The sequence below is a fragment of the Streptomyces sp. AgN23 genome (assembly GCF_001598115.1).
GTDB lineage: Bacteria > Actinomycetota > Actinomycetes > Streptomycetales > Streptomycetaceae > Streptomyces > Streptomyces antimycoticus.
This window is the reverse complement of record NZ_CP007153.1, coordinates 9,437,196-9,457,458: the sequence shown is the minus strand read 5'-3', so window position 1 is coordinate 9,457,458 and position 20,263 is coordinate 9,437,196. Positions and strand designations below refer to the sequence as shown.

Annotated in this window: 13 protein-coding genes and 2 pseudogenes; 11 read left to right on the top strand and 4 right to left on the bottom strand. The window is 72.6% G+C overall.

Translation table 11 applies throughout. The annotated features are described in order from the left end of the window. Nucleotides 1-147 precede the first annotated feature (147 nt). Together AS97_RS40940 and AS97_RS40935 are read right to left on the bottom strand one after the other, a co-directional pair. A complete protein-coding gene (locus AS97_RS40940) occupies nucleotides 148-2,838 on the bottom strand; it encodes a SpoIIE family protein phosphatase/ATP-binding protein (protein WP_125758018.1) in 2,691 nt (896 codons plus the stop codon). Nucleotides 2,839-3,085: 247 nt separating this feature from the next. Then, a complete protein-coding gene (locus AS97_RS40935) occupies nucleotides 3,086-3,460 on the bottom strand; it encodes a hypothetical protein (protein ID WP_059144641.1) in 375 nt (124 codons plus the stop codon). Nucleotides 3,461-3,655: 195 nt separating this feature from the next. On the opposite strand from AS97_RS40935, the gene AS97_RS40930 reads away from it, so the two are divergent. After that, on the top strand, nucleotides 3,656-5,014 hold the full coding sequence (locus AS97_RS40930) for a Gfo/Idh/MocA family oxidoreductase (RefSeq protein WP_210566663.1): 1,359 nt from the start codon (nucleotides 3,656-3,658) through the stop codon (nucleotides 5,012-5,014). 57 nt (nucleotides 5,015-5,071) lie between these two features. After that, complete coding sequence (locus tag AS97_RS40925) at nucleotides 5,072-5,776, top strand: DUF4232 domain-containing protein (RefSeq protein ID WP_059144639.1); 705 nt, start codon at nucleotides 5,072-5,074, stop codon at nucleotides 5,774-5,776. Between the two features lie 35 nt (nucleotides 5,777-5,811). On the opposite strand, the gene AS97_RS40920 is transcribed toward AS97_RS40925, so the two are convergent. Continuing rightward, nucleotides 5,812-9,438, bottom strand: a complete 3,627-nt coding sequence (locus AS97_RS40920; protein ID WP_247204651.1) for an SDR family NAD(P)-dependent oxidoreductase — start codon at nucleotides 9,436-9,438, stop codon at nucleotides 5,812-5,814. Between the two features lie 221 nt (nucleotides 9,439-9,659). After that, nucleotides 9,660-10,946: pseudogene (locus AS97_RS48025) on the bottom strand (polyketide synthase); the annotation flags it as partial. Between the two features lie 645 nt (nucleotides 10,947-11,591). On the opposite strand from AS97_RS48025, the gene AS97_RS40915 reads away from it, so the two are divergent. From AS97_RS40915 to AS97_RS40875, 9 genes and pseudogenes are all read left to right on the top strand, one after another. Further along, on the top strand, nucleotides 11,592-12,083 hold the full coding sequence (locus tag AS97_RS40915) for an Lrp/AsnC family transcriptional regulator (RefSeq protein ID WP_059144637.1): 492 nt from the start codon (nucleotides 11,592-11,594) through the stop codon (nucleotides 12,081-12,083). Between the two features lie 132 nt (nucleotides 12,084-12,215). After that, a complete protein-coding gene (gene ddaH, locus AS97_RS40910; RefSeq protein WP_059144636.1) occupies nucleotides 12,216-13,025 on the top strand; it encodes a dimethylargininase in 810 nt (269 codons plus the stop codon). Further along, a complete protein-coding gene (gene rocD / locus AS97_RS40905; protein WP_247204650.1) occupies nucleotides 13,025-14,287 on the top strand; it encodes an ornithine--oxo-acid transaminase in 1,263 nt (420 codons plus the stop codon). The genes ddaH and rocD overlap by 1 nt, the downstream gene beginning before the upstream one ends. Nucleotides 14,288-14,613: 326 nt before the next feature. After that, nucleotides 14,614-15,017: pseudogene (locus AS97_RS40900) on the top strand (hypothetical protein); the annotation flags it as partial. A gap of 88 nt (nucleotides 15,018-15,105) precedes the next feature. Continuing rightward, entirely contained in the window at nucleotides 15,106-17,418 is a 2,313-nt protein-coding gene (gene pabB, locus AS97_RS40895) for an aminodeoxychorismate synthase component I (RefSeq protein ID WP_210566662.1), read from the top strand. A gap of 223 nt (nucleotides 17,419-17,641) precedes the next feature. Beyond that, nucleotides 17,642-18,484 carry an aminotransferase class IV gene (locus AS97_RS40890; protein WP_210566661.1) on the top strand — a complete coding sequence of 281 codons (843 nt, stop codon included), beginning with the start codon at nucleotides 17,642-17,644 and terminating at the stop codon, nucleotides 18,482-18,484. Continuing rightward, a complete protein-coding gene (locus AS97_RS40885) occupies nucleotides 18,481-18,978 on the top strand; it encodes a carboxymuconolactone decarboxylase family protein (protein WP_210566660.1) in 498 nt (165 codons plus the stop codon). The genes AS97_RS40890 and AS97_RS40885 overlap by 4 nt, the downstream gene beginning before the upstream one ends. 54 nt (nucleotides 18,979-19,032) lie before the next feature. Further along, nucleotides 19,033-19,644: a hypothetical protein gene (locus tag AS97_RS40880; RefSeq protein ID WP_210566659.1), complete on the top strand. Its 612-nt coding sequence runs from the start codon at nucleotides 19,033-19,035 to the stop codon at nucleotides 19,642-19,644. An 88-nt stretch (nucleotides 19,645-19,732) separates the two neighbouring features. Continuing rightward, nucleotides 19,733-20,023, top strand: coding sequence for a DUF1876 domain-containing protein (locus tag AS97_RS40875; RefSeq protein ID WP_059144632.1), 291 nt, complete (start codon nucleotides 19,733-19,735; stop codon nucleotides 20,021-20,023). The last annotated feature ends 240 nt before the right edge of the window (nucleotides 20,024-20,263 follow it).

Genomic DNA, 20,263 nt, shown 5'->3' with positions numbered 1-20,263 from the left:
CAACGGCCCGTGGTGAGCGGCGCTTTACGCCATGAGGGTGTCGTCTGACCCCGCTTCAGCGCCAATCGGGCGCCGCCGGTGACCAGCGGAGGGTCCGTCCGGCGGGCCGTCGGCGGAGCTCGTCGGCGGCCGTCCGGGGCGGCGGGGTCAGCCGGGGATGTCGTCCCACTGGTCGAGGAGGTCCTCGCCCTCGGTGTCGGCCAGCGGGAGCATCGGGTCGGTCAGGGGCTGCTCGGCCCAGATGATCTTGCCATTGGGGGTGTAGCGGGTCCCCCAGCGCAGCGCGTACTGGGCGACGAGGAAGAGCCCTCGGCCGCCTTCGTCGGTCGTGGCGGCGCGCCGCAGATGCGGCGAGGTGCTGGAGCCGTCGGCCACCTCGCAGATGAGGGTGCGGGCGCGCAGCAACCGGACGCGGCTGGGGGCGCAGCCGTAGCGGATGGCGTTGGTCATCAGCTCGCTGAGGATGAGTTCGGTGGTGAAGGCGATGTCCGCCAGCCCCCATGCGGCGAGTTGCTCGGCGGCCTCGTTGCGGATGCGGGCGACCGCGGCGGGGTCGGAGGGCAGCTCCCATTCGGCGACATGCCCCGGGTCCAGCAGATGGGTGCGGGCGACCAGGAGGGCGATGTCGTCGCCGGGGTGGGCTGAGGTCATGGTGTCGAAGACGGCCTGGCAGGTCTCCTCGGGTGTGCCCTCGGGCAGCCCGGCGAGGGTGGTGCGCAGCACGCGGAGGCCCTCGTCGAAGTCCCGGCCGCCGTCCCGGATCAGCCCGTCGGTGTACAGCGCCAGCCGGCTGCCCTCGGGCAGCTCCAGCTCGACGGTCTCGATGGGTTCGCCGCCCAGGCCCAGCGGCGGGGCGAGGGGGATGTCGGGGAAGGTCACGGTGGAGTCCGGGAGGACCACTGCCGGGCCCGGGTGGCCGGCGCCCGCCATCGTGCAGCGGCCGGAGACCGGGTCGTAGACGGCGTACAGACAGCTGGCGCCGCTGATCCCCGGGGCGTCGCCTCCCGATGCGGCCTGGTCCTGGTCGAACCGGCCGGCCAGCTCGTCGAGATGGGCGATGAGCTCATCGGGCGGCAGGTCGAGGGCGGAGAAGTTGTGCACGGCGGTGCGCAGCCGGCCCATGGTGGCGGCGGCGTGCAGTCCGTGGCCGACGACATCGCCGACGGCGAGGGCGACCCGGCCGCCGGGCAGGGGGATGACGTCGAACCAGTCGCCGCCGACTCCGGCCTGGGCGGGCAGATAGCGGTGGGCCACGTCCAGGGCGTCCTGGTCGGGCAGGCCCTGAGGCAGCAGACTGCGCTGGAGGGTGGCCGCCATGGCGTGTTCGCGGGTGTAGCGGCGGGCGTTGTCGATGGCGACCGCGGCGCGGGCGACCAGTTCCTCGGTGAGCGCCACATCGTCCTCGTCGAACGGGTCGGACTGCTCGGAGCGCCAGAAGGTGGCGATACCCAGGGTGACGTCCCGGGCCCGCAGCGGGATGGTGATCATCGAGTGGATGCCGTACGTGACGACCTTCGTCGCCTGTTCCGGGTCCAGCTCCTGCCATCCCTCATACGCCCGCAGGTCCGCCTCGAGCACCGGCCGGCCCGCGCCGAAGCCCAGCGCCTGGGGCACGCCCCCGGCGTAGGTGATCATCTTGCCGACCCGCCACAGCGGATGGTCGGCCCGGATGCCGGAGCTGGCGGTGCGGCGCATGGCGTTGCCCGTGGGCTCGTCGCCGCGCAGCACGGGCTCCACGAGGTCGACGGTGGCGAAGTCGGCGAACCACGGGACGCCGAACTGGGTCAGCTCCTCGGCGGTCCGCACGATGTCCAGGGTGGTGCCGATCCTCGAGCCCGCCTCGAAGAGCAGCCTCAGCCGCCGCTCGGCCACTTCGGCCTTGCCGGACAACGCGCGCAGTTCGGTGGAGTCACGGAGCGTGGCGACGCTTCCGGACATCCCGCCGTCCCACCGGGTGGGCCGCTGGTTGATGGCGAGCAGCCGGTCCCCGGCCAGATGCACCTCGTCGGTGGCGACCCGGCCCGAGGCGAGCAGCTCGGCGGTGCGCGGCTCGAGGCCGAGCTCGGTGATGGGGCGGCCCTCGGCGTCCCGGGGCAGGTCGAGCAACCGGCCGGCCTCGTCGTTGGCGAGGACGAGGCGGCCGTGGCTGTCGACGATGAGCACACCTTCCCGCACGGAGTGCAGGACGGCGTCGTGGTGCTCGTACATGCGGGTCATCTGGGCGGGGCCGAGCCCTCGCGTCTGGCGCCGCAGCCGCCCGCCGACCAGCGCCGTCCCGCCGGTGGCGAACGCGAGCGCCCCGGCGGCGGAGCCGAAGACCAGCGGGAGCTGGCGCTCGACCCGGCCGCTCACATCCGCGGCGGTCACTCCGGCGCACACCACACCGGCCACGGTGCCGTTGGCCCGGGGGATCGGGACGGTGGCCTGGACCTCCCGGCCGAGGGGCCCCTGCACGGACTCGGTGACGATCTTGCCCTTCACCACGGGCCGCCAGTCGGCGACGAGCTCCTTGCCGATGAACTGCGGCCTGGGGTGGGTGTAACGGATGCCCTTGGTGTCCGCCACAACCACGAAGTCCAGATGCGCCCGCTTACGGGTCTCCTCGGCCCGCGGCTGCAGCCGGACGGTGGGATTCTCCGCGCCCATCGCGGACACGATCCCCGGAGAGGTGGCGAAGGTCTGGGCCACGGCGGTCGCGCGGCGGACGGCCTCCTGCTCGCTGTCGTTACGCGCCTGGAGGATGAGCGCCGTCGTGGCCGCGACGATGAGCAGGCCGACAAGCAGCACTTGAACAGCCAAAACCTGCCCGGCGATGCTGCGTACGCTCAAGCTGCGCATGCTCAAGAACGAACGGAAGCGCTTCCGGGAGAGGGGGTGTGGGGCAGGTCTGGACCGACCGGAAACTCCGACCACGCACCCTTCCTACCATTTACCACCCTCGAATCGTGAAGCCCGCTGGCGCACGATCGGGGACCGTCCCGGCCTCCGATACATATCGGCACCGCGCGTGACGGCTCGGCCACGCAGCACTCACCGCGGCCCTCCTCGTCGAGCGCCACGGGCCGTATCGGCCCACCCACCACGGTCACACATCAAGCCGGTGGGCCACAGCCCGCATCGCCGCCCTCGCGGCGTCCAGATCCACCCGCGCCCGGTCGGCCACCAGATAAAGAAAGACACCCTGGCGGGCGCGCTGCCTGAGCGGACGGATCAGGTGATACTCGGTGTCCAGCGTGACCACGATGTCATCGAGACGATCCGGGTCGTAGCCGAGCAGTTCCAGAGTGGACAGCTTGGCCCGCAGGACATCGGTGTCCCCGTGGGCCACCTTCTCCAGGTCCGGACCGTGCGGGGTCTGGACGGCACCCAGGGTGATCCGGCTCAGATAGTCCACGAGCGAGGCCGCCAGCGCGCCCTCGCACTCCATCATCTCGCGCAGTGACTCCTCGATGTCGATCATGGCCCGACGCCCTCCCGGGACCCGAGGTCAAGTCCACGTATTTCATCCTTGCACAGGGCTCACCGACGCACCCCCGCTCGCGCCCGATCCCCGGCACCGCGTGCCCCACCCCGTGGTGGCGGACCGCCGATCGTCCTATCCTGCGCACGCGTTGATCGCCTTCGGACTGAATCGTCGCTTCCCGCTGGAGGACGCATGACCATCGGCAGCACCCCGTCCCGGGCCGTGGTGGTGGGCACCGGCTCCCGGGCCCAGATGTTCACCGAGGCGCTGGCCCGCCGCCCGCGTCTGAGGGTCGCCGCGCTGTGCGATCCGAACCCGGTGCGCATCGCCCACCACCAGCGGCTGCTGAAGGAGGCGGGCGAGCCGGAGGCCGCCGCCTGGAGTCCCGAGGAGTTCGAGCGGCGGCTGCGCGCGGATGACATTCAGGAGGTGGTGGTGACCTGCGTGGACGCGCTGCACGACGCGTACATCGTGCCCGCGCTGCGAGCCGGCTGCCGGGTGGTCACCGAGAAGCCGATGACCACCGACGCGGCCAAGTGCCGTCGCATCCTGGAGACGGTCGAGGAGACCGGCAACCATCTGGCGGTCGCCTTCAACTACCGCTTCAACCCGGTGCACGAGGAGGTCCACCGGCAGCTGTCCGGCGGCGCCATCGGCGAGGTGCTGTCGGTGCACTTCGAATGGCTGCTGGACACCCGGCACGGGGCCGACTACTTCCGCCGCTGGCACCGCGAGAAGGAACACAGCGGCGGGCTGATGGTGCACAAGTCCAGTCACCACTTCGACCTGGTCAACTGGTGGCTGGGGGCCCGGCCGGCCGAGGTGTTCGGCTATGGCCGGCTCGGCTTCTACGGCCGTGCGGCGGGCGAGCGCAGCGGCTACCGGCGCGAGTACGAGCGGGCGCACGGCGCCGCCGCCGCGCAGGACGACCCGTTCGCGCTGGACCTCGCCGCGAACGACGCGCTGCGCTCGCTGTATCTGGACGCCGAAGGCGTGGACGGCTACCACCGCGACCGCAATGTGTTCGGCGACGGCGTCACCATCGAGGACGACATGGCGCTGCTGGTCCGCTATGACGCCGGCGCCACCATGACGTACCACCTGACCGCCTACTCCCCCTGGGAGGGCTACCGGGTGATGTTCAACGGCACCCGGGGCCGGCTGGAGCTGGAGGTCGAGGAGAGCGCGTGGCAGCCGTCGCTGCTGGGCACCTCCTCGGGCCGCGGCACCATCCACGGCGACCAGGCCCTGGCCAACGCGGGCGGTCCGCGGCTGGTGCTGCGACCACTGTGGGAGCCGCCGCGGGAGGTGGAGCTGCCGGCGTTCGACCACGCGGGACACGGCGGCGGGGACGAGCGGATGCTGGAGGTGCTCTACGGCCCGGTGGATCCGGCGGCGGCCGCCGGGGCGGCGGCCGCGGACGCCTCGGACGCCTCACACCGGCGGGCCACCGAGGAGGACGGGGCGCTGGCGCTGGTCACCGGGCTCGCGGCCAACCAGTCGTTCGTCAGCGGAAAGCCGGTGGCCACGGCGGATGTCGTGACGCTGTAACCGGGGGCCGGATCCAACGCGGCTCATCCCGGCCGGGGTTGAGGCAGGATGAGCCGCATGGACACGGATGCGATCGAAACACCCCGGGCGCCCCTCTTCCGGAGCGCCACCCGGCGCCGCCGAAGACGGCTGCTCGGCTCCCTCGCGGCGGCCGGTCTGCTCAGCGCATGCGGTACGCAGACCTCCTCGGGAGTCGCCGCGGTGCCCGACGAGGCCACCTCCCGCCCGTCGGGCCTCACCGTCTCGCCGGACACCACCGCCCCCACCGCCCCTGCGGTCTGCCCCGACTCGGGGGTGCTGCTGCGGGCCGCGGAGGCCAACGCGGCGATGGGGCTGCGGGAGCAGCAGATCGAGCTGGTGAACTGCGGCAGACGCGTTTATACGGTGAACGGCCATCCGTCCGTCCAGGTCCTCGACGCGGACCTGGAGCCGCTGGAGGTCACGGTCGGCCACGGGACGTCGGGCATCGCCACCGTCGACGGCTTCGAGACGGCCACCGGGCCGGTGCGGCTGAAGCCCGGTGAGCGGGCGGTGATGCGTCTGCTGTGGCGGAATCTGGTGACGGACACCACGCGCCCCGCCGCCGACGGACGCTATCTGCGGATCGCGCCGAACGGCGACGGGGCGGATGTGCAGACCGTGCCCGACCTCGTCGACCTGGGCACCACCGGCAAGCTGGGCGTGAGCGCCTGGGCCCGCCCCGCCTCCGATCGTCCTTCCCCGAATCGTCCTGGCGCGGATCGTCCGGACGCCGGTTCCTGACGCGCGCCGGTGGCGCCGCAGGTCCCGCGGCCCCGTCAGCCCGGGGCGCCCAGCCGCTCCTCCGGCCGGTCGGCCGGATCGAGCCCCAGTTGCTGGGCGAGCCCGGCGGCCAGGGCCTCCAGGGTCGGGTGCCGCCAGACGAAGTTGCCCGCGAGCTTGAGGTTCAGCCCCGTCTCCAGGCGCACCCGCAGCTTCATGGCGAGCAGCGAGTCGAACCCCAGTGACCTCAGAGGGGTCCGCGGATCGAGGGTGGCGCTGCTGAGCCGCAGCACGGCACGGATGTGGTCGGTCAGACAGGACTCCAGCGCGGCGCGGCGGGCCGGCCCCGCGGGGAGTGCGGCCAGCCGGGCGCGGATGTCGCCGGCGCTCTCCCGGGCGGCGACCGGAGTGTCGTCGCCGGGGAGGAGCGGGGCGAACAGGGCGGACCGGCGGGCGGCGGCGGGGATCCAGGTGGCCGGTTCGCCGGGGATCACACCGGTCTGCACCCGCCGATGGGCCAGCAGGGCGCCGAGCGCGCCGAGCCCCTGCTCGGTGGGGATCGTCTGACAGCCGCGGTCGGCGAAGCCGGTGGCCACTCCGGTCTCGCCCCACGGACCCCAGTTGACCGCGAGGGTGGGCAGGCCGCGGGCCGAGCGCCATGCGGCGAAGCCGTCCAGCCAGGCGTTGGCGGCCGCGTAGGCGCCCTGTCCGGCGTTGCCGAGCAGCGAGGCCATCGAGGAGTACACCGCGAACCAGTCGAGCCGGTGTCCCTCGGTGGCCCGGTGCAGCCGCCACGCCCCGGTGACCTTCGGCGCCCATACGCGGCCGAGCTGGTCCTCGCGGATGGTGGCCACGGCCGCGTCGTCGAGGACCATCGCGCTGTGGACGACACCGTTCAGCGACGCCCCTTCGGGCGCGGTGGCGGCGGCCACGAGCCGGTCGGCCGTGCCCGGGAGGCTGATGTCGCCGGTGACGACGGTGATCCTGGTGCCGGCGGCGGAGAGTTCGCCGAGCGTCCGCGCGGCGGCGCCGGCCGGTGCGGTACGCCCGCTCAGCACCAGGTGGCCCGCGCCCTGCCGGGCCAGCCAGCACGCGGTGGCGACCCCGAGACCGCGCAGGCCGCCGGTGACGATGTACGTACCGCCCTCGCGTACCGTCAGCGGTCCGTCGGGCAGGACGGCGTCGAGTTCGCCCTCCTGCGGGATGGTCAGCACCAGTTTGCCGATGTGGCGGGCACCGGCCATCCGCCGGAACGCGTCGATGACCTCCGCCAGCGGATAGGTGGTGCAGCGCAGCGGCTTGAGCCGGCCCTCGCCGATCGCGGCGAGCACCTCGCGCAGCATCGCCGCGTACACCCGCGGGCGGGCCAGTTGCAGCTCCCTCAGGTCCACGGTGGAGAAGGTGATGTTGTGGCGCAGCGGGGAGAGTCCGAGCGGGGCGTCGGAGAGGATGTCGCGGACGCCGAGTTCGACGAAGCGGCCGAAGGGACGCAGACACTCCAGCCCGGCCCGGATGGCCGATCCGGCGAGGGAGTTGAGCACGACGTCCACGCCCTCGCCCCCGGTGACCTCCTTGACCTCGTCGCGGAAGTCCAGCGACCGGGAGTCCATCACATGAGCGACGCCCATGGCCCGCAGGAAGCGCCGCTTCTCCTCGCTGCCCGCCGTGGCCAGCACCTCGGCCCCCAGCAGCCGGGCCACCGCGATGGCGGCGAGCCCGGTGCCGCCGGTGGCCGAGTGGATCAGCACCCGCTCCCCCGCGGTCACCTGGCCGACATGGCGCAGCGCGTACCAGGCGGTGAGGAACGCGATCGGCAACCCGGCGGCCGTGTCCGGGGCGAGGCCCTCGGGGAGGGGTGCGGTGCGGTCGGCGGGGACGACGGTGAACGATCCGAAGGCGCCGCCGAGCGCATCGGCCGCCACCACCCGGTCACCGGCGCGGAGATGGTCGACACCGGGCCCCACCGCGCTCACCTCGCCCGCGCATTCGAAGCCGAGCCGGTAGCGGGTGTTCTCGTCGCCGGGGAGCTGGCCCATGGCGGTGAGGACGTCGCGGAAGTTCAGGCCCGCGGCGAGCACCCGCAGCTCCACCTCTCCGGGCCCGGGCCGGGGGCGGGGGGTGGTGGTGAGCTCCAGACTGCCGAGGTCGCCGAGGCGGCCGGCGCGCAGCCGGAAGCCGTCGGTGCCGCAGCGCACGGTGCGGGCACAGGCGGTGGTGCGCTCGGTGTCGGTGAGGGGCGCGTAGTCCAGCTCGGCGGTGTAGCGGGCGCTGTCGCGCAGCGCGATCTCCTCCTCGGGAGCGTCGGCGAGGAGTTCGGCGGCGAGGGTTTCCGCGAGCTCGTCGGGAGTGGCCGGGTCGGTGTCCACCAAGGTGGCCCGCAGCTCGGGGTGTTCCAGGGCGAGCACCCGCACGAGTCCGCGGAGCGGGCTCTGTCCGGGGTCGGCCAGGTCCCCGGGGGTCACGGTGCGGGCGCCGCAGGTGGCGGCGTAGAGGCGGGGCGGCTCGGGGAAGCGGGCGGTGAGCGCCTGGGCGGCGGCGAGCAGCCGGCGGGTGCGGCGCAGCCCGTCCTCCGCGCCGCCGTCGGCGGGGCGCGGGCCGCACTGGAGCACCACGGCGCGCGGGCGTTCTCCGGGGCGGGTGAGGCGGCTGGTGAGGGCGTCGCGGAAGGCGTCGAGCCCCTGGTCGGCCAGGGGTGCCTCCCACACCCGGGCGGTGGCGCCGGCGTTGCGCAGGGCGGCGGCCACCGGGCGGGCGGTGCCGTCCGCCTCTCCGACGATCAGCCAGCGTCCCGGGCGCCGGATGGCCGCAGGCCGGGTGGCGCGCCGCCAGCCGACCTCGAGGAACCACTGGTCGGCCTCGGCCGTGCGGTCCGCGGCGCGGTGGACGATCCGCAGTCCGTCGACGGCCAGGACCGGCCGGCCGGCCGCGTCGAGCAGGCGGACGTGCCCGACGGTGGCCCCGGGGGCGGTCTCGGCGAGGCGGGCGTGGCAGTACACCGCGGTCCCGGGGTCGCCGAGGACGCGTACGCTCTGCATCCGCGCGGGCAGCAGCAGCCGGTCGTCCTCGTCGAGCAGCCCGGCGACGAGGAGTTGGGCGCACAGGTCGACGAGGACGGGGTGAATGCGCAGACCGTGTCCGGGGGCGCGGGCGGCCTCGGGGATCCGTACCCGGGCCCAGAAGCTGTTGTTGTGGCGGGAGGCGGACACCTCGGTGATGCCCTGGAAAGCCGGTCCGTGTGCCACGCCGCGGGCCCGCAGATTGGCGTAGAGGGCGTCGGCCTCGACGGGCAGCGGATGGCGCAGGGCGAGGGTCTGGACGGAGGCGGCGCGCGGGCGCTGCGGCGCGGCGAGTCTGCGGAGCACCGCGGTGGCCTGCCGCACCCAGGCGCCGTCCTCGCCGCGTCCGAAGATCTCGCATTCGGCGCGGTCGGCGGCGGCGAGGGTCACCGTGGTGGAGAGGTCGGCACGGTCGGCGAGCCGGAGCAGTTCACGGAAGTGCAGATCGGTGATCTCGACCTCCTCGGGCTCTGCGCCGAACACCTCGCAGGCGGCGGTGAGCGCGAGGGCGTAGGAGGCCGCGCCGGGCAGGACGGGGACGTCGTGCACCCGGTGGTCGTCGAGCCAGGGCAGGGCCGCGGTACCGGTGCGGGCGCGCCAGGAGTGGCGGACGGGGTCGCCGGGCACCTCCAGGTGCGCGCCGGGCAGCGCACCGGCCGGGCTCGCGCCGGGCGGGTCGTCGGGAGGCGGGTCATCGGGGGGCGCGGCGTCGGGGGCGCGGCGTCGGGGGGCGCGGCCGGGGAGCCGGCGGGGACGAGGAACATCTGCGGACCGGTGCGGATGGCGGGCCGGGGGCGCGGCGCCGTGCGGGAGGTGGGCGCGGGTGCCGCGGGGGGTTGTTCCAGCACCACATGGGCGTTGGTCCCGGAGAAGCCGAAGGAGGACACGGCGGCCAGCCGCGGGCCGGTGCGCACCGGCCAGGGAGTGAGCTCGCGAGGGATGAAGAAGCGGGTGCCGTCCGCGTCGATGGTGGGATTCCACCGGGTGAAGTGCGGATTGGGCGGGATGAGTCCACGGCCCAGGCACAGCACGGCCTTGATCAGGCCGGTGACCCCGGCGGCGGGCTCCAGATGGCCCAGGTTGGTCTTGACCGAGGCGAGGGCGCAGCGGTCGCGGCCGGTGCCGTAGACCTGGGCGAGGCCGGCGAATTCGACCGGGTCGCCGACGGGGGTGCCGGTGCCGTGGGCCTCGACCATCCCGACGTCGGCGGGGTCGACCCCGGCACGGCCGAGCGCCGCCTCGTACAGGGCGCGCTGGGCGGTGGCCGAGGGCGCGGCGAGCCCGTCGGAGTGGCCGTCCTGGTTGACGGCCGAGCCGCGCAGCACGGCCAGGATCCGGTCCCCGTCGCGCACGGCGTCGGTGAGGCGTTTGAGGACGACGAGGCCGCAGCCCTCGCCGCGGACGAAACCGTCGGCGGAGGCGTCGAAGGCGTGGCAGTGGCCGGTGTGCGAGAGCATGCCCATCCGGTCGAACGAGCGGGTGATCCGCGGCTCGAACATCAGGGTGACCCCGCCGGCCAGGGCCAGATCGCATTCCCCGGCGCGCAGCGCCTGGACCGCCAGGTGGACGGCGACCGGGGAGGACGAGCACGCGGTGTCCAGGGCCACGGAGGGGCGGTGGAGGCCGAGGAGGTAGGAGATCCGGCCGGTGGCGACGCAGTGCCCGTTGGCCAGGGCGGAGCCCTCCAGCTCGCGGGGGTGCCGGTCGAGCCGGTTCATGTAGTCGTTGTAGCTGAGCCCGGCGAAGACGCCGGTGGCGGTGGAGCCGAGCCGGTCGGGTGGCATTCCGGCGTGTTCCAGGGCCTCCCAGGCCACTTCGAGCAGTAACCGGTGCTGGGGGTCGAGGATGTCGGCCTCGCGTCCGGAGACGCCGAAGACGTCGGCGTCGAAACCGGATACGTCGCGCAGATATCCGCCGCGGACGGGCGGTGCGGACTCGGGCCGGGCGGCCGTGATGGGGTCGGCCGCCCAGAGCGCGGCGCGCTCGGCGGGCGGTTCGGCGACGGCGTCGCGGCCGTCGGCCAGCAGCCGCCACAGGGCGGCGGACGAGTCGATGTCACCGGGAAGCCGGCAGCCCAGGCCGACGATGGCGATGCGGCCGGGGGAACGGCTGGGAGCGGGGGTGTGCTGACTCATCGGGGTCTCCGTGGGTGGTGCTCGGCCCGGGGTGGGGGCCGTGGGGGCCGTGAGGTGGAGATCGCCGCCGGGGCGTACGGACTCAGGTGGCGTCCGGGCCGCCCAGCAGCATCGGGCTCACGACGCCCTGCCGAATCTGGAAAGAGTCATGACGGTGGTCCCTTTCGCTCACACCGGAGTACGGACCCGCCGGTACGGTGCGTCGCCGAAGCGCGGTGGCACCGTCGGTGGGCCGGAATCGGTTCACCGGGCGAATTCGGCGCGTACGGCGCGGCGTTGGGCGTACTCGAAGCCTTTCCCCGTTGGATGGTGAGTCGTCTCCGTTCGGGAGTCGCTCATCTTTCGGAAAGGACGGGTGGAATAGATGACGGTACGCCCGCGGGGACATGGGCCGGTAGGTGGTATCCGCATCACCGAGGTGGATTCGGCCGGTCCGGCGCACCGCTGTTGTACCCCCGGAGCCCGTGCCGCGCGCCCCCTGGAAAGAAGGGGCTCGCGCCCCGGTTCACGCCCCCCTGTTGTGGAATCTTTCTGAAAGAGCGTACAGAAAAAGGCGCCTCAGGCATTCAATGAGTGTGGGGCGGTTTGAAAGCACGGAAGAGCCCTTTACCCTTATGGGGCAAAAACCGTAAAGGACGACAAAAGATGACACACCCGTCCCCACTGTTCGACGATCTGGATCGCAAGATCGTCGCGGCGCTGGTCGAAAACGCCAGGACCAGCTTCACCGAGATCGGCGCCGCGATCGGGCTCTCCGCCTCGGCGGTCAAACGCCGGGTCGACCGGATGCGGGAGACCGATGTGATCACCGGCTTCACCACCACCGTACGCCCGGCCGCCCTCGGCTGGCGGACCGAGGCGTATGTCGAGGTGTACTGCGACAGCGCCGCGCCACCCCGGCGCCTCGCGGAGGTCGTGCGCAACTATCCGGAGATCATCGCGGCCATGACGGTGACCGGCGGCGCGGATGCCCTGCTGCATGTCATGGCCACCGACGTGGAGCACTTCGAGGAGGTGCTGGAGCGCATCCGGGCCGAACCGTTCGTCCGCCAGACGATCAGCTACATGGTGCTGTCCCACCTGCTCACAGGCAGTCCGGAGGCCGGTTCGGCGCCTCCCGCGACCGCGACGCAATGAACCGCCGCCGGACGGCCTCAGCACGCAGCATCGGTGCGCCTACACGCAGTTTTCCTTTCTTGTCTCCCCTCTCCTCCGTTTTCTACCGTTGATTCATCCCCCGGTCGCCCGCGGAAGCGAGAGGAATCCTCCGTGTCCCTTACGCGTGTGCCGCGCCCCAGGCGCTTCTTGACCTGTGCCCCCAGATTTTTCGATGTGCGGTATGCCATCAATCCCTGGATGCGTGAGGACACCGAGGTCGATACCGACCTCGCCCGGGCGCAATGGGAGACGCTGATCGGCGCCTACCGCGACCACGGCCATCGGGTCGAATTCATCGAGCCGGTGACGGGGCTGCCGGACATGGTGTTCGCGGCGAACTCGGCCCTCGTCCTGGAGGGCCGGGTCTTCGGCTCGCGATTCCACGCCCCGCAGCGCCGGCCGGAGCAGCTCGCCTACGAGCGGTGGTTCAAGGCCAACGGTTTCGACGTCCATCCGCCGGAGTCGGTGTGCGAGGGCGAGGGCGACCTGGTGCCGGCCGGGCCCTTCGTCCTGGCGGGCACGGGCTTTCGCACCACCCGGGCGGCCCACCAGGAGGTGCAGGAGTTCTTCGGGGTGCCGACCATCAGCCTGCTGCTGGTGAACCCGTACTTCTACCACCTGGACACCGCGCTGTTCGTCCTCGACGACCAGAACATCGCCTACTACCCGGAGGCGTTCTCCCCCGGCAGCCGTGAGGTGCTGGAGCGGCTCTACCCCGACGCGCTGATCGCCACCCGCGACGACGCCATGGCCTTCGGGCTCAACTCCGTCTCCGACGGCCGCCATGTCTTCGTCGCCCCCCGGGCCACCGGCCTCATCGACCAGCTCACCGACCGCGGTTACGTCCCCGTCCCCGTCGACCTGTCGGAACTGCACAAGGCCGGCGGGGGCATCAAGTGCTGCACCCAGGAGATCCGCTGATGACCGCCACCACCCCCACCGCCTCCGGTTCCCCCGCCGCCGCGGCGGACGGTGCCCGTGCCGCCCGCTCCTCGCGGGAGCTGATCCGCGCCGAGGAGTCCTCGCTCGCGCACAACTACCATCCGCTGCCCGTGGTGGTCGCCCGCGCCGAGGGCACCTGGGTCTGGGACGTCGAGGGACGCCGCTATCTGGACATGCTGGCCGGCTACTCGGCGCTCAACTTCGGCCACCGCCACCCGGCGCTCATCGAGGCGGCCCACCGCCAGCTCGACCAGCTCACGCTGACCTCGCGGGCCTTCCACAACGACCGTCTGGCCGGGTTCGCCGAGGGGGTCGCGCAGCTCACCGCGCTCTCCATGGTGCTGCCGATGAACACCGGGGCGGAGGCGGTGGAGAGCGGCATCAAGGTCGCCCGCAAGTGGGCGTACGAGGTCAAGGGCGTCGCCCCGGACCAGGCCACCATCGTGGTGGCGGCCGACAACTTCCACGGCCGTACGACGACGATCGTCGGCTTCTCCAGCGACCCCGTCGCCCGCGACGGCTTCGGCCCGTTCGCCCCGGGCTTCCGCGTCGTGCCGTACAACGACCTCGCGGCGCTGGAGGCCGCCATCGACGAGACCACGGCGGCGGTGCTCATCGAGCCGATCCAGGGCGAGGCGGGCGTCGTCATCCCCGACGACGGCTATCTGCGGGGAGTGCGCGAGCTGACCCGGCGCACCGGGACGCTGTTCATCGCCGATGAGATCCAGTCCGGCCTGGGCCGCACCGGCACCACCCTGGCCGTCGAGCACGAGTCGGTGATGCCGGACGTCCTGCTGCTCGGCAAGGCGCTGGGCGGCGGCATCGTGCCGGTGTCGGCGGTGGTGGCCGACCGCGCGGTGCTCGGCGTGCTGGGCCCCGGCGAGCACGGCTCCACCTTCGGCGGCAATCCGCTGGCCGCGGCGGTGGGCTCGGCCGTGGTCGATCTGCTGCGCACCGGCGAATTCCAGCGCCGGGCCACCGAGTTGGGCGAGGTGCTGCGGGCCGGGCTGGCCACGCTGACCGGCAAGGGCGTCGTGGGTTATCGCTGCCGCGGGCTGTGGGCGGGCGTCGACGTGGACCCCGCCCTCGGTACCGGGCGCGAGGTGAGCGAGCGGCTGATGGCCGAGGGGATCCTGGTCAAGGACACCCATGGGTCGACGATCCGGCTGGCACCGCCGCTGACCATCACCCGTGAGGAGCTGGAGGGGGCGCTGGCCGCGCTGGAGAAGGTGCTCGGCTGAGCGATTGACCGAAAGCAACGAGGAGCGCCGGGCCGCATTACGTTTCATACGGCCCGGCGCTTCGTCATGTTCAATCCGCGCGCAGATTCTTTTTTCCGTGACCCTGTCGCATGCCGCGAGAACGCCGGATCGCAGATAACGCCCAGGTCACGGCTGACTTTTCGAGTTTTTATGTACGTTGTTGAGCATTCCACTGTTCCCGATCGCACGGTGTGGAACACTTCGTGTCATCTCGCCGGGTGGACCTGACGGGAAGTTGACAGTTCACGCAGGTCGGCACGGTGGATAAGGCAAACGTCATGGTGCGGAAAGGAGTTGCGGCTGGAGTGGACAGCGAGCCGGTCACGGTGACTGCCGCATACCGGGTGGACCCCGGCCGCGAAAGTGAGTTCCATGCCTGGGCGATCGAGATGCTCAATGCCGCGGCGAGCCTTCCGGGATATCTCGGAGGCGGGGTCATGGGATCCGGTTCGGCCTCCTCCAAGTGGCGCTGTGGCTGGTGAATCTGAGCGCGGTCTTCCCTCCGGTCCTCATCTTCAATGTGCTGGTGATCCCGTTCATCGAGGACACCCATTTCCTGCTGCGGACCCCGGCTCTGTGTCTTGGTGTGACCGCGATGGTGACCTGGCTGGTCATGCCACGGCCGCAACGGATTCTGAAGAAGTGGCTCTGCCCGCCGCTTCAGTCGATACGAGGACGTCACAGGCGGATGACGGCCGACGGCCCGCGCTCGCCGGTAGGTGAGCGACGCGCCACGGCCCGACGACCGGGGCGGGTGATCCCCGGCCGGTTTTCTCATCGCAAGGAGGCAAATCCGGATGGAATCGCTGAGGACACTCCTCGTCGATCATCACGACTCGTACACGTACAACCTCTTTCATCTGCTGACCGAGGTCAACGGCGAGGAACCGGAGGTGCTTCTCCATGACGCGCCGGAATGCGCGGACATCGATCTGACCGCGTTCGACAACATCGTGCTCTCCCCCGGCCCCGGGCATCCGGCCGATCCGCGCGACTTCGGCGCCACCGCCCGGCTGATCGAGCGGTCGGCCATTCCGGTGCTGGGCGTGTGCCTGGGGTACCAGGGGATCGCGCTCGGCGCCCAGGCGCGGGTGGTGCCCGCGCCCGAACCGAAGCACGGGCATCTGTCCCGGATCAAACACGGCGGGCGCGGGCTGTTCCGCGGTCTGCCGCAGGACTTCACGGCCGTTCGCTATCACTCGCTGTGCGTGGCCGAGCCGCTGCCGCTGGGGCTGCAGGGCATCGCCTGGTCCGAGGACGGTGTGCTGATGGGGGTGCGACACCGGGCCCGTCCGCTGTGGGGCGTCCAGTTCCACCCGGAGTCGGTGCTGACCGGATACGGCCATCGCATGCTCAGCAACTTCCGCGATCTGACCATCGAGCACGCCAATGGCGAGTCGGTGACCTCGACCGTGGCCCCCGCGTCTCCCGAGGAGCCGCGCCGCACCCGCACCGCCGCCGAACCGGCCGCGGGGCCTTCCGCCGGGCCGGGCTCCCCACAGGCCCCGGAAGCGGACCCCAGAGCGGAACTGGCGCGGCTCGACCCCGAGGAGGACGCCCCGGCGCCGTCGCCCCTGGAAGGCCCCGCCTACCGGCTGCACGCCCGGTGGCTGGCCGATGCCACCGACACCGAGGCGGCCTTCACCCGGCTGTACGCGAAGGCGCCGCACGCGTTCTGGCTCGACAGCTCGCGCGCCGAGTCCGGCGAGGCGCGCTTCTCCTTCCTCGGGGACGGCACCGGTCCGCTCGCCGAGTTCGTCCGCTACGACACCGACACAGGCGCCTGCGAGGTCGAGCGGGCGGGACGGCCCGCCGTCCGGGTCGAGGGCGGCGTCTTCGACTACCTCAAACGGGAGCTGGCCCGCCGCCGGGTGACCGCCCCCGGTCTCCCCTTCGACTTCACCGGCGGCTATGTGGGCTACTTCGGCTACGAGCTCAAGGCCGACTGCGGCTCCCCGGGCCGCCACCGGTCCGCCACCCCGGACGCCTGCTGGCTCTTCGCCGACCGGTTCGTCGCGGTCGACCACCAGGAGGGCGTCACCTACATCTGCTGTCTCACCGAGGACACCCCCGACGGCCACCGGGAGGCCAAGGACTGGCTGGACACCACCGTGACGGTGCTCAGCGGGGTGCCGACGCTCACCGGCACCGCCGCGCAGCCGCCCGCCCTCACCACCGCGGCCGCCGTGGAGCCCTGGCTGGTGCGGGACCGGGAGCGGTATCTGGCCTCGATCGAGGCGTGTCTGCGCGAGCTGCGCGCCGGGGTGAGCTACGAGATCTGCCTGACCAACGCCGCCTGGCTGCCCGCCCCGAGCGACAGCTACGCCTTCTACCGGGCCCTGCGGCGGTTCCATCCGGCGCCGTACGCCGCCTATCTGCGGTTCGGCGGCACCGATGTGGCCTGCGCCTCCCCCGAGCGCTTTCTGCGCATCACCCCCGACGGCACCGCCGAGGCCAAGCCGATCAAGGGCACCGCCCCGCGCGGCCAGGACCCGGAGCAGGACGCGCGGTCGCTCGCCGCCCTGGCCTCCAGTCCCAAGGCCCGCGCCGAGAACCTGATGATCGTGGACCTGCTCCGCAACGATCTGGGGCGGGTGTGCGCACCGGGCAGCGTGTATGTGCCGCGCCTGATGAACACCGAGACCTACGCCACCGTCCACCAGCTGGTCTCCACCGTGCGCGGCCGGCTGCGCCAGGAGACGAGCGCCGTCGACTGCGTCCGGGCCTGCTTCCCGGGCGGCTCCATGACCGGCGCCCCCAGGCTGCGCACGCTGGAGATCATCGACTCGCTGGAGACCGAGGCCCGCGGTGTCTACTCCGGGGCGCTCGGCTACCTGAGCTGCAACGGCGCGGCCGACCTCAACATCGTCATCCGCACGGCCGTGTTCACCGGCGGCCGGATGCACATCGGTGCGGGCGGCGCCATCGTGCTCGATTCCGATCCGGCCGAGGAGTACGAGGAAATGCTGCTGAAGACCGCTGCCACCATGCGTGCCTACGAGGCCGTGGAGCCCGTGCCCGGCAGGGAGCCCACCGGGGCGATCGACGACCTGCTCGTGGCCGCCGCCACAGCGCCACCGGCCCCCGCGGCGAAGGAGCCCGGCCGGTGACCGCCCTCTCGGTGTCCGCCGTTCCGGTGTCCGCCGTTTCGATGTCCGCCCTCTCGGTGTCCGCCGATTCGATGTCCGCTGCTTCGATGTCCGGTCCGGCGCGCGGCTGTTGACCGGCAATCCAGCGAGCGCGGCCAGGAATCCGGCCGGACAGCACTCATCGGACACCGGAAACACCGGAAGCAGCTCCGGGCACCATCGGGACGGATACGTGGAAGCGGACATGGTCGCTGCACAGAACATCGGTCACGCCGACGCGTCGGACCAGAAGCAGAGGACGCTGATGTGGCGCGAGGACGGCGGGCTGATGCCCTCCCGGGCGGTGCCGGACGCCGCGCTGCTGGCCGCCGATTCCTGGCTGGTCGACGACGGGCGGGTGCGCGGGCTTGACCACCACCGCCGCCGGTTCGTCGCCGCGTGCGTCGAGGCATCCGGCGACTCCCCCGCCCGGATCGAGAGCTTCTGGCGCGACGTGATCGCCGCCCTGCCCCGTACCGAGCGCTGGTTCCCACGGGTCGAGCTGGCCGGTCCGGAGCCGGCCCGGCTGTTCCTGCGGATACGCCCGGCGCCGCCGCGGACGGTCAAGGTGACCGTATGCCTGACCGAGGAGTTCGATCCGCGGTCGCATCCCCACCGTAAGGGCCCCGACCTCCCCCTGCTGGCGCATCTGCGCGAGGGGGCCGCCGCCCGGGGCGCGCAGGAGCTGATGCTCACCACCCCGTCCGGGCTGGTGCTGGAGGGGACGACGGCGAGCGTTCTGTGGTGGGAGAACGACGTCCTGTGTCTGCCGCCTCCGGGGCTTCCGCTGCTGGCGGGCGTGACCTCGGCGCTGATCCAGGACCGGGCCGCGGAGCTGGGCGTCCGCACCGAACACCGCGACCGCACCGTGCAGGAGCTGGACGGCCGTGAGGTGTGGCTGGTCAACGCGGTGCACGGAATCCGCCCCGTGACCGCGTGGCTGGGCCGTCCGCTGCGGGCGGGCCCGGCGCTGCGCGCCGCCTCCTGGCAGTCCTGGCTCGACAGCGCTGCCGCTCCCCTGGTTTCGACGAACGGGGTTCACCGATGACGACGACCACCCCGGCCCGCACCACCGCCCGGCTGGATCTGAAGGGCCTCGCCCCCGAGGTCTCCGCCGCGATGGGCGAGCCGCACCGGGCGGCGGTGCGGGCGGGCCGGGCCGCGGGGGTCGGGTCCGAGCTGCTGGAGCTGGTGCGCATCCGCGCCTCGCAGCTCAACGGCCGCGCCTTCTGCCTGGACATGCACACCAAGGACACCCGCGCCCAGGGCGAGACCGAGCAGCGGATCCACACCCTCGCCGCCTGGCGGGAGACCCCGTTCTTCACCGAGCGGGAGCGGGCCGCGCTCGCGCCGGCCGAGGCGGTGACCTCCGTCCAGGACGGCCAGGTGCCGGACGAGGTCTACGCGGCGGCCCGCGAGGTGCTCGACGAACCGCGGGTGACGGCGGTGAGCTGGGCCACCGTCGTGATCAACGCCTACAACCGCACGGCGATCAGCACGCGGATGGTGCCCGGCGCCCATCAGCCCGCCCCGCGCTCCTGACCCAGACACCGGCGCCAGAGCGCGCCGGTGTCAGCACTCGCTGGAGGCCAGACCATGAACACCCACGGACCGCGACGCGTATTCGGGCCGCGTCCGCCCCTGCCCGGGCGTCCGGCCAGGGGTTCCAATCCGCTGCGCCGCCGGACGGACCGCATCCAGACCTGGTGCACGGTGCTGTTCGTGCTGATCCTGGCGGTCGGGCTGCCGGCCGCCTCGATCAGCGCGGGATACGCGGCGCACGCCTCCCAGCTGCGCGTCGTGGCCGCCGAGACCTCGGCGCGGCACCAGATCACCGCGCGGCTCGCCGAGGCCCCGCCCGGGCCGGACCACACCGATGTGCGGGAGCCGCGGCAGGCGCGGGTGCGCTGGGTCGCCGATGACGGTGAGCGCCATACGGGCACCGCCACGGTGTCGGGCGACACCTCGGGGGGCGAGGTACGGGTCTGGGTGAACCGCGAGGGCGCTCTGGCGCAGGCACCCTCCTCCCCGGCGACCGCGCGGACCATGGGCTGGTTCACCGGCTGTGTCACCGCCGCCGCGGTGGCCGCGGTCGCGCTCACGGGGCGATCCCTGGTCCGGCGGGCCCTGGACCGCAGGCGGTACGCGCGATGGGAGGCAGAGTGGAAGGTGGTGGAACCCGCGTGGTCCGGCAGGAACCGTCACTGAGCGGCTCCGGCCGCCCGCGCGGAGTGCGCGGCCGCCGGCAAGCAGCCACAGACACCAGAGGCGGCCGCCGGAAGATGAGGAGGAGACCATGTCGCACACAGTGGAGTGGAGGGTCCATCTCTACCTCTCCGAGGACGAGGGGCGGACCACGGCGCGCGTCGAGCTGGACACCGGGGCCGCGGCGCTCACCGGCCGGGGCCTGGCCCGGTGCAACCCGGACGACGAGGACGTGCCCGTGATCGGCGATGAGCTCGCCGCCGCGCGGGCGCTCAGCGACCTGGGGCAGCAGCTGGTGCACGCCGCCGAGCGGGACCTGGAGAGCGTGGGCGCGCCCCCGGCCTCGCGCAGGCCGCGGCCCGGCTACGGCTGGATCGCCTGAGGAGCCGGACACGACCGTAGTACGGACCTCGGGGGCGAGGTCCGGTGGGCGGTGACGGCCTCAGCGCCGGGCGCGTCCCGGTTCCGGATGGCGCGCCATGAGGTGTTCTCCTCGTGGGAAGGCTGGAGGAACGGGGCGGAGGTTCCACCGCACCAGCGCTGGCCATTATTTATGAATACATCTTGACAGTCCGTTTGGCACCCCCGGACGATGAACCGGTCTCTCATCGCCGAGCCGCCG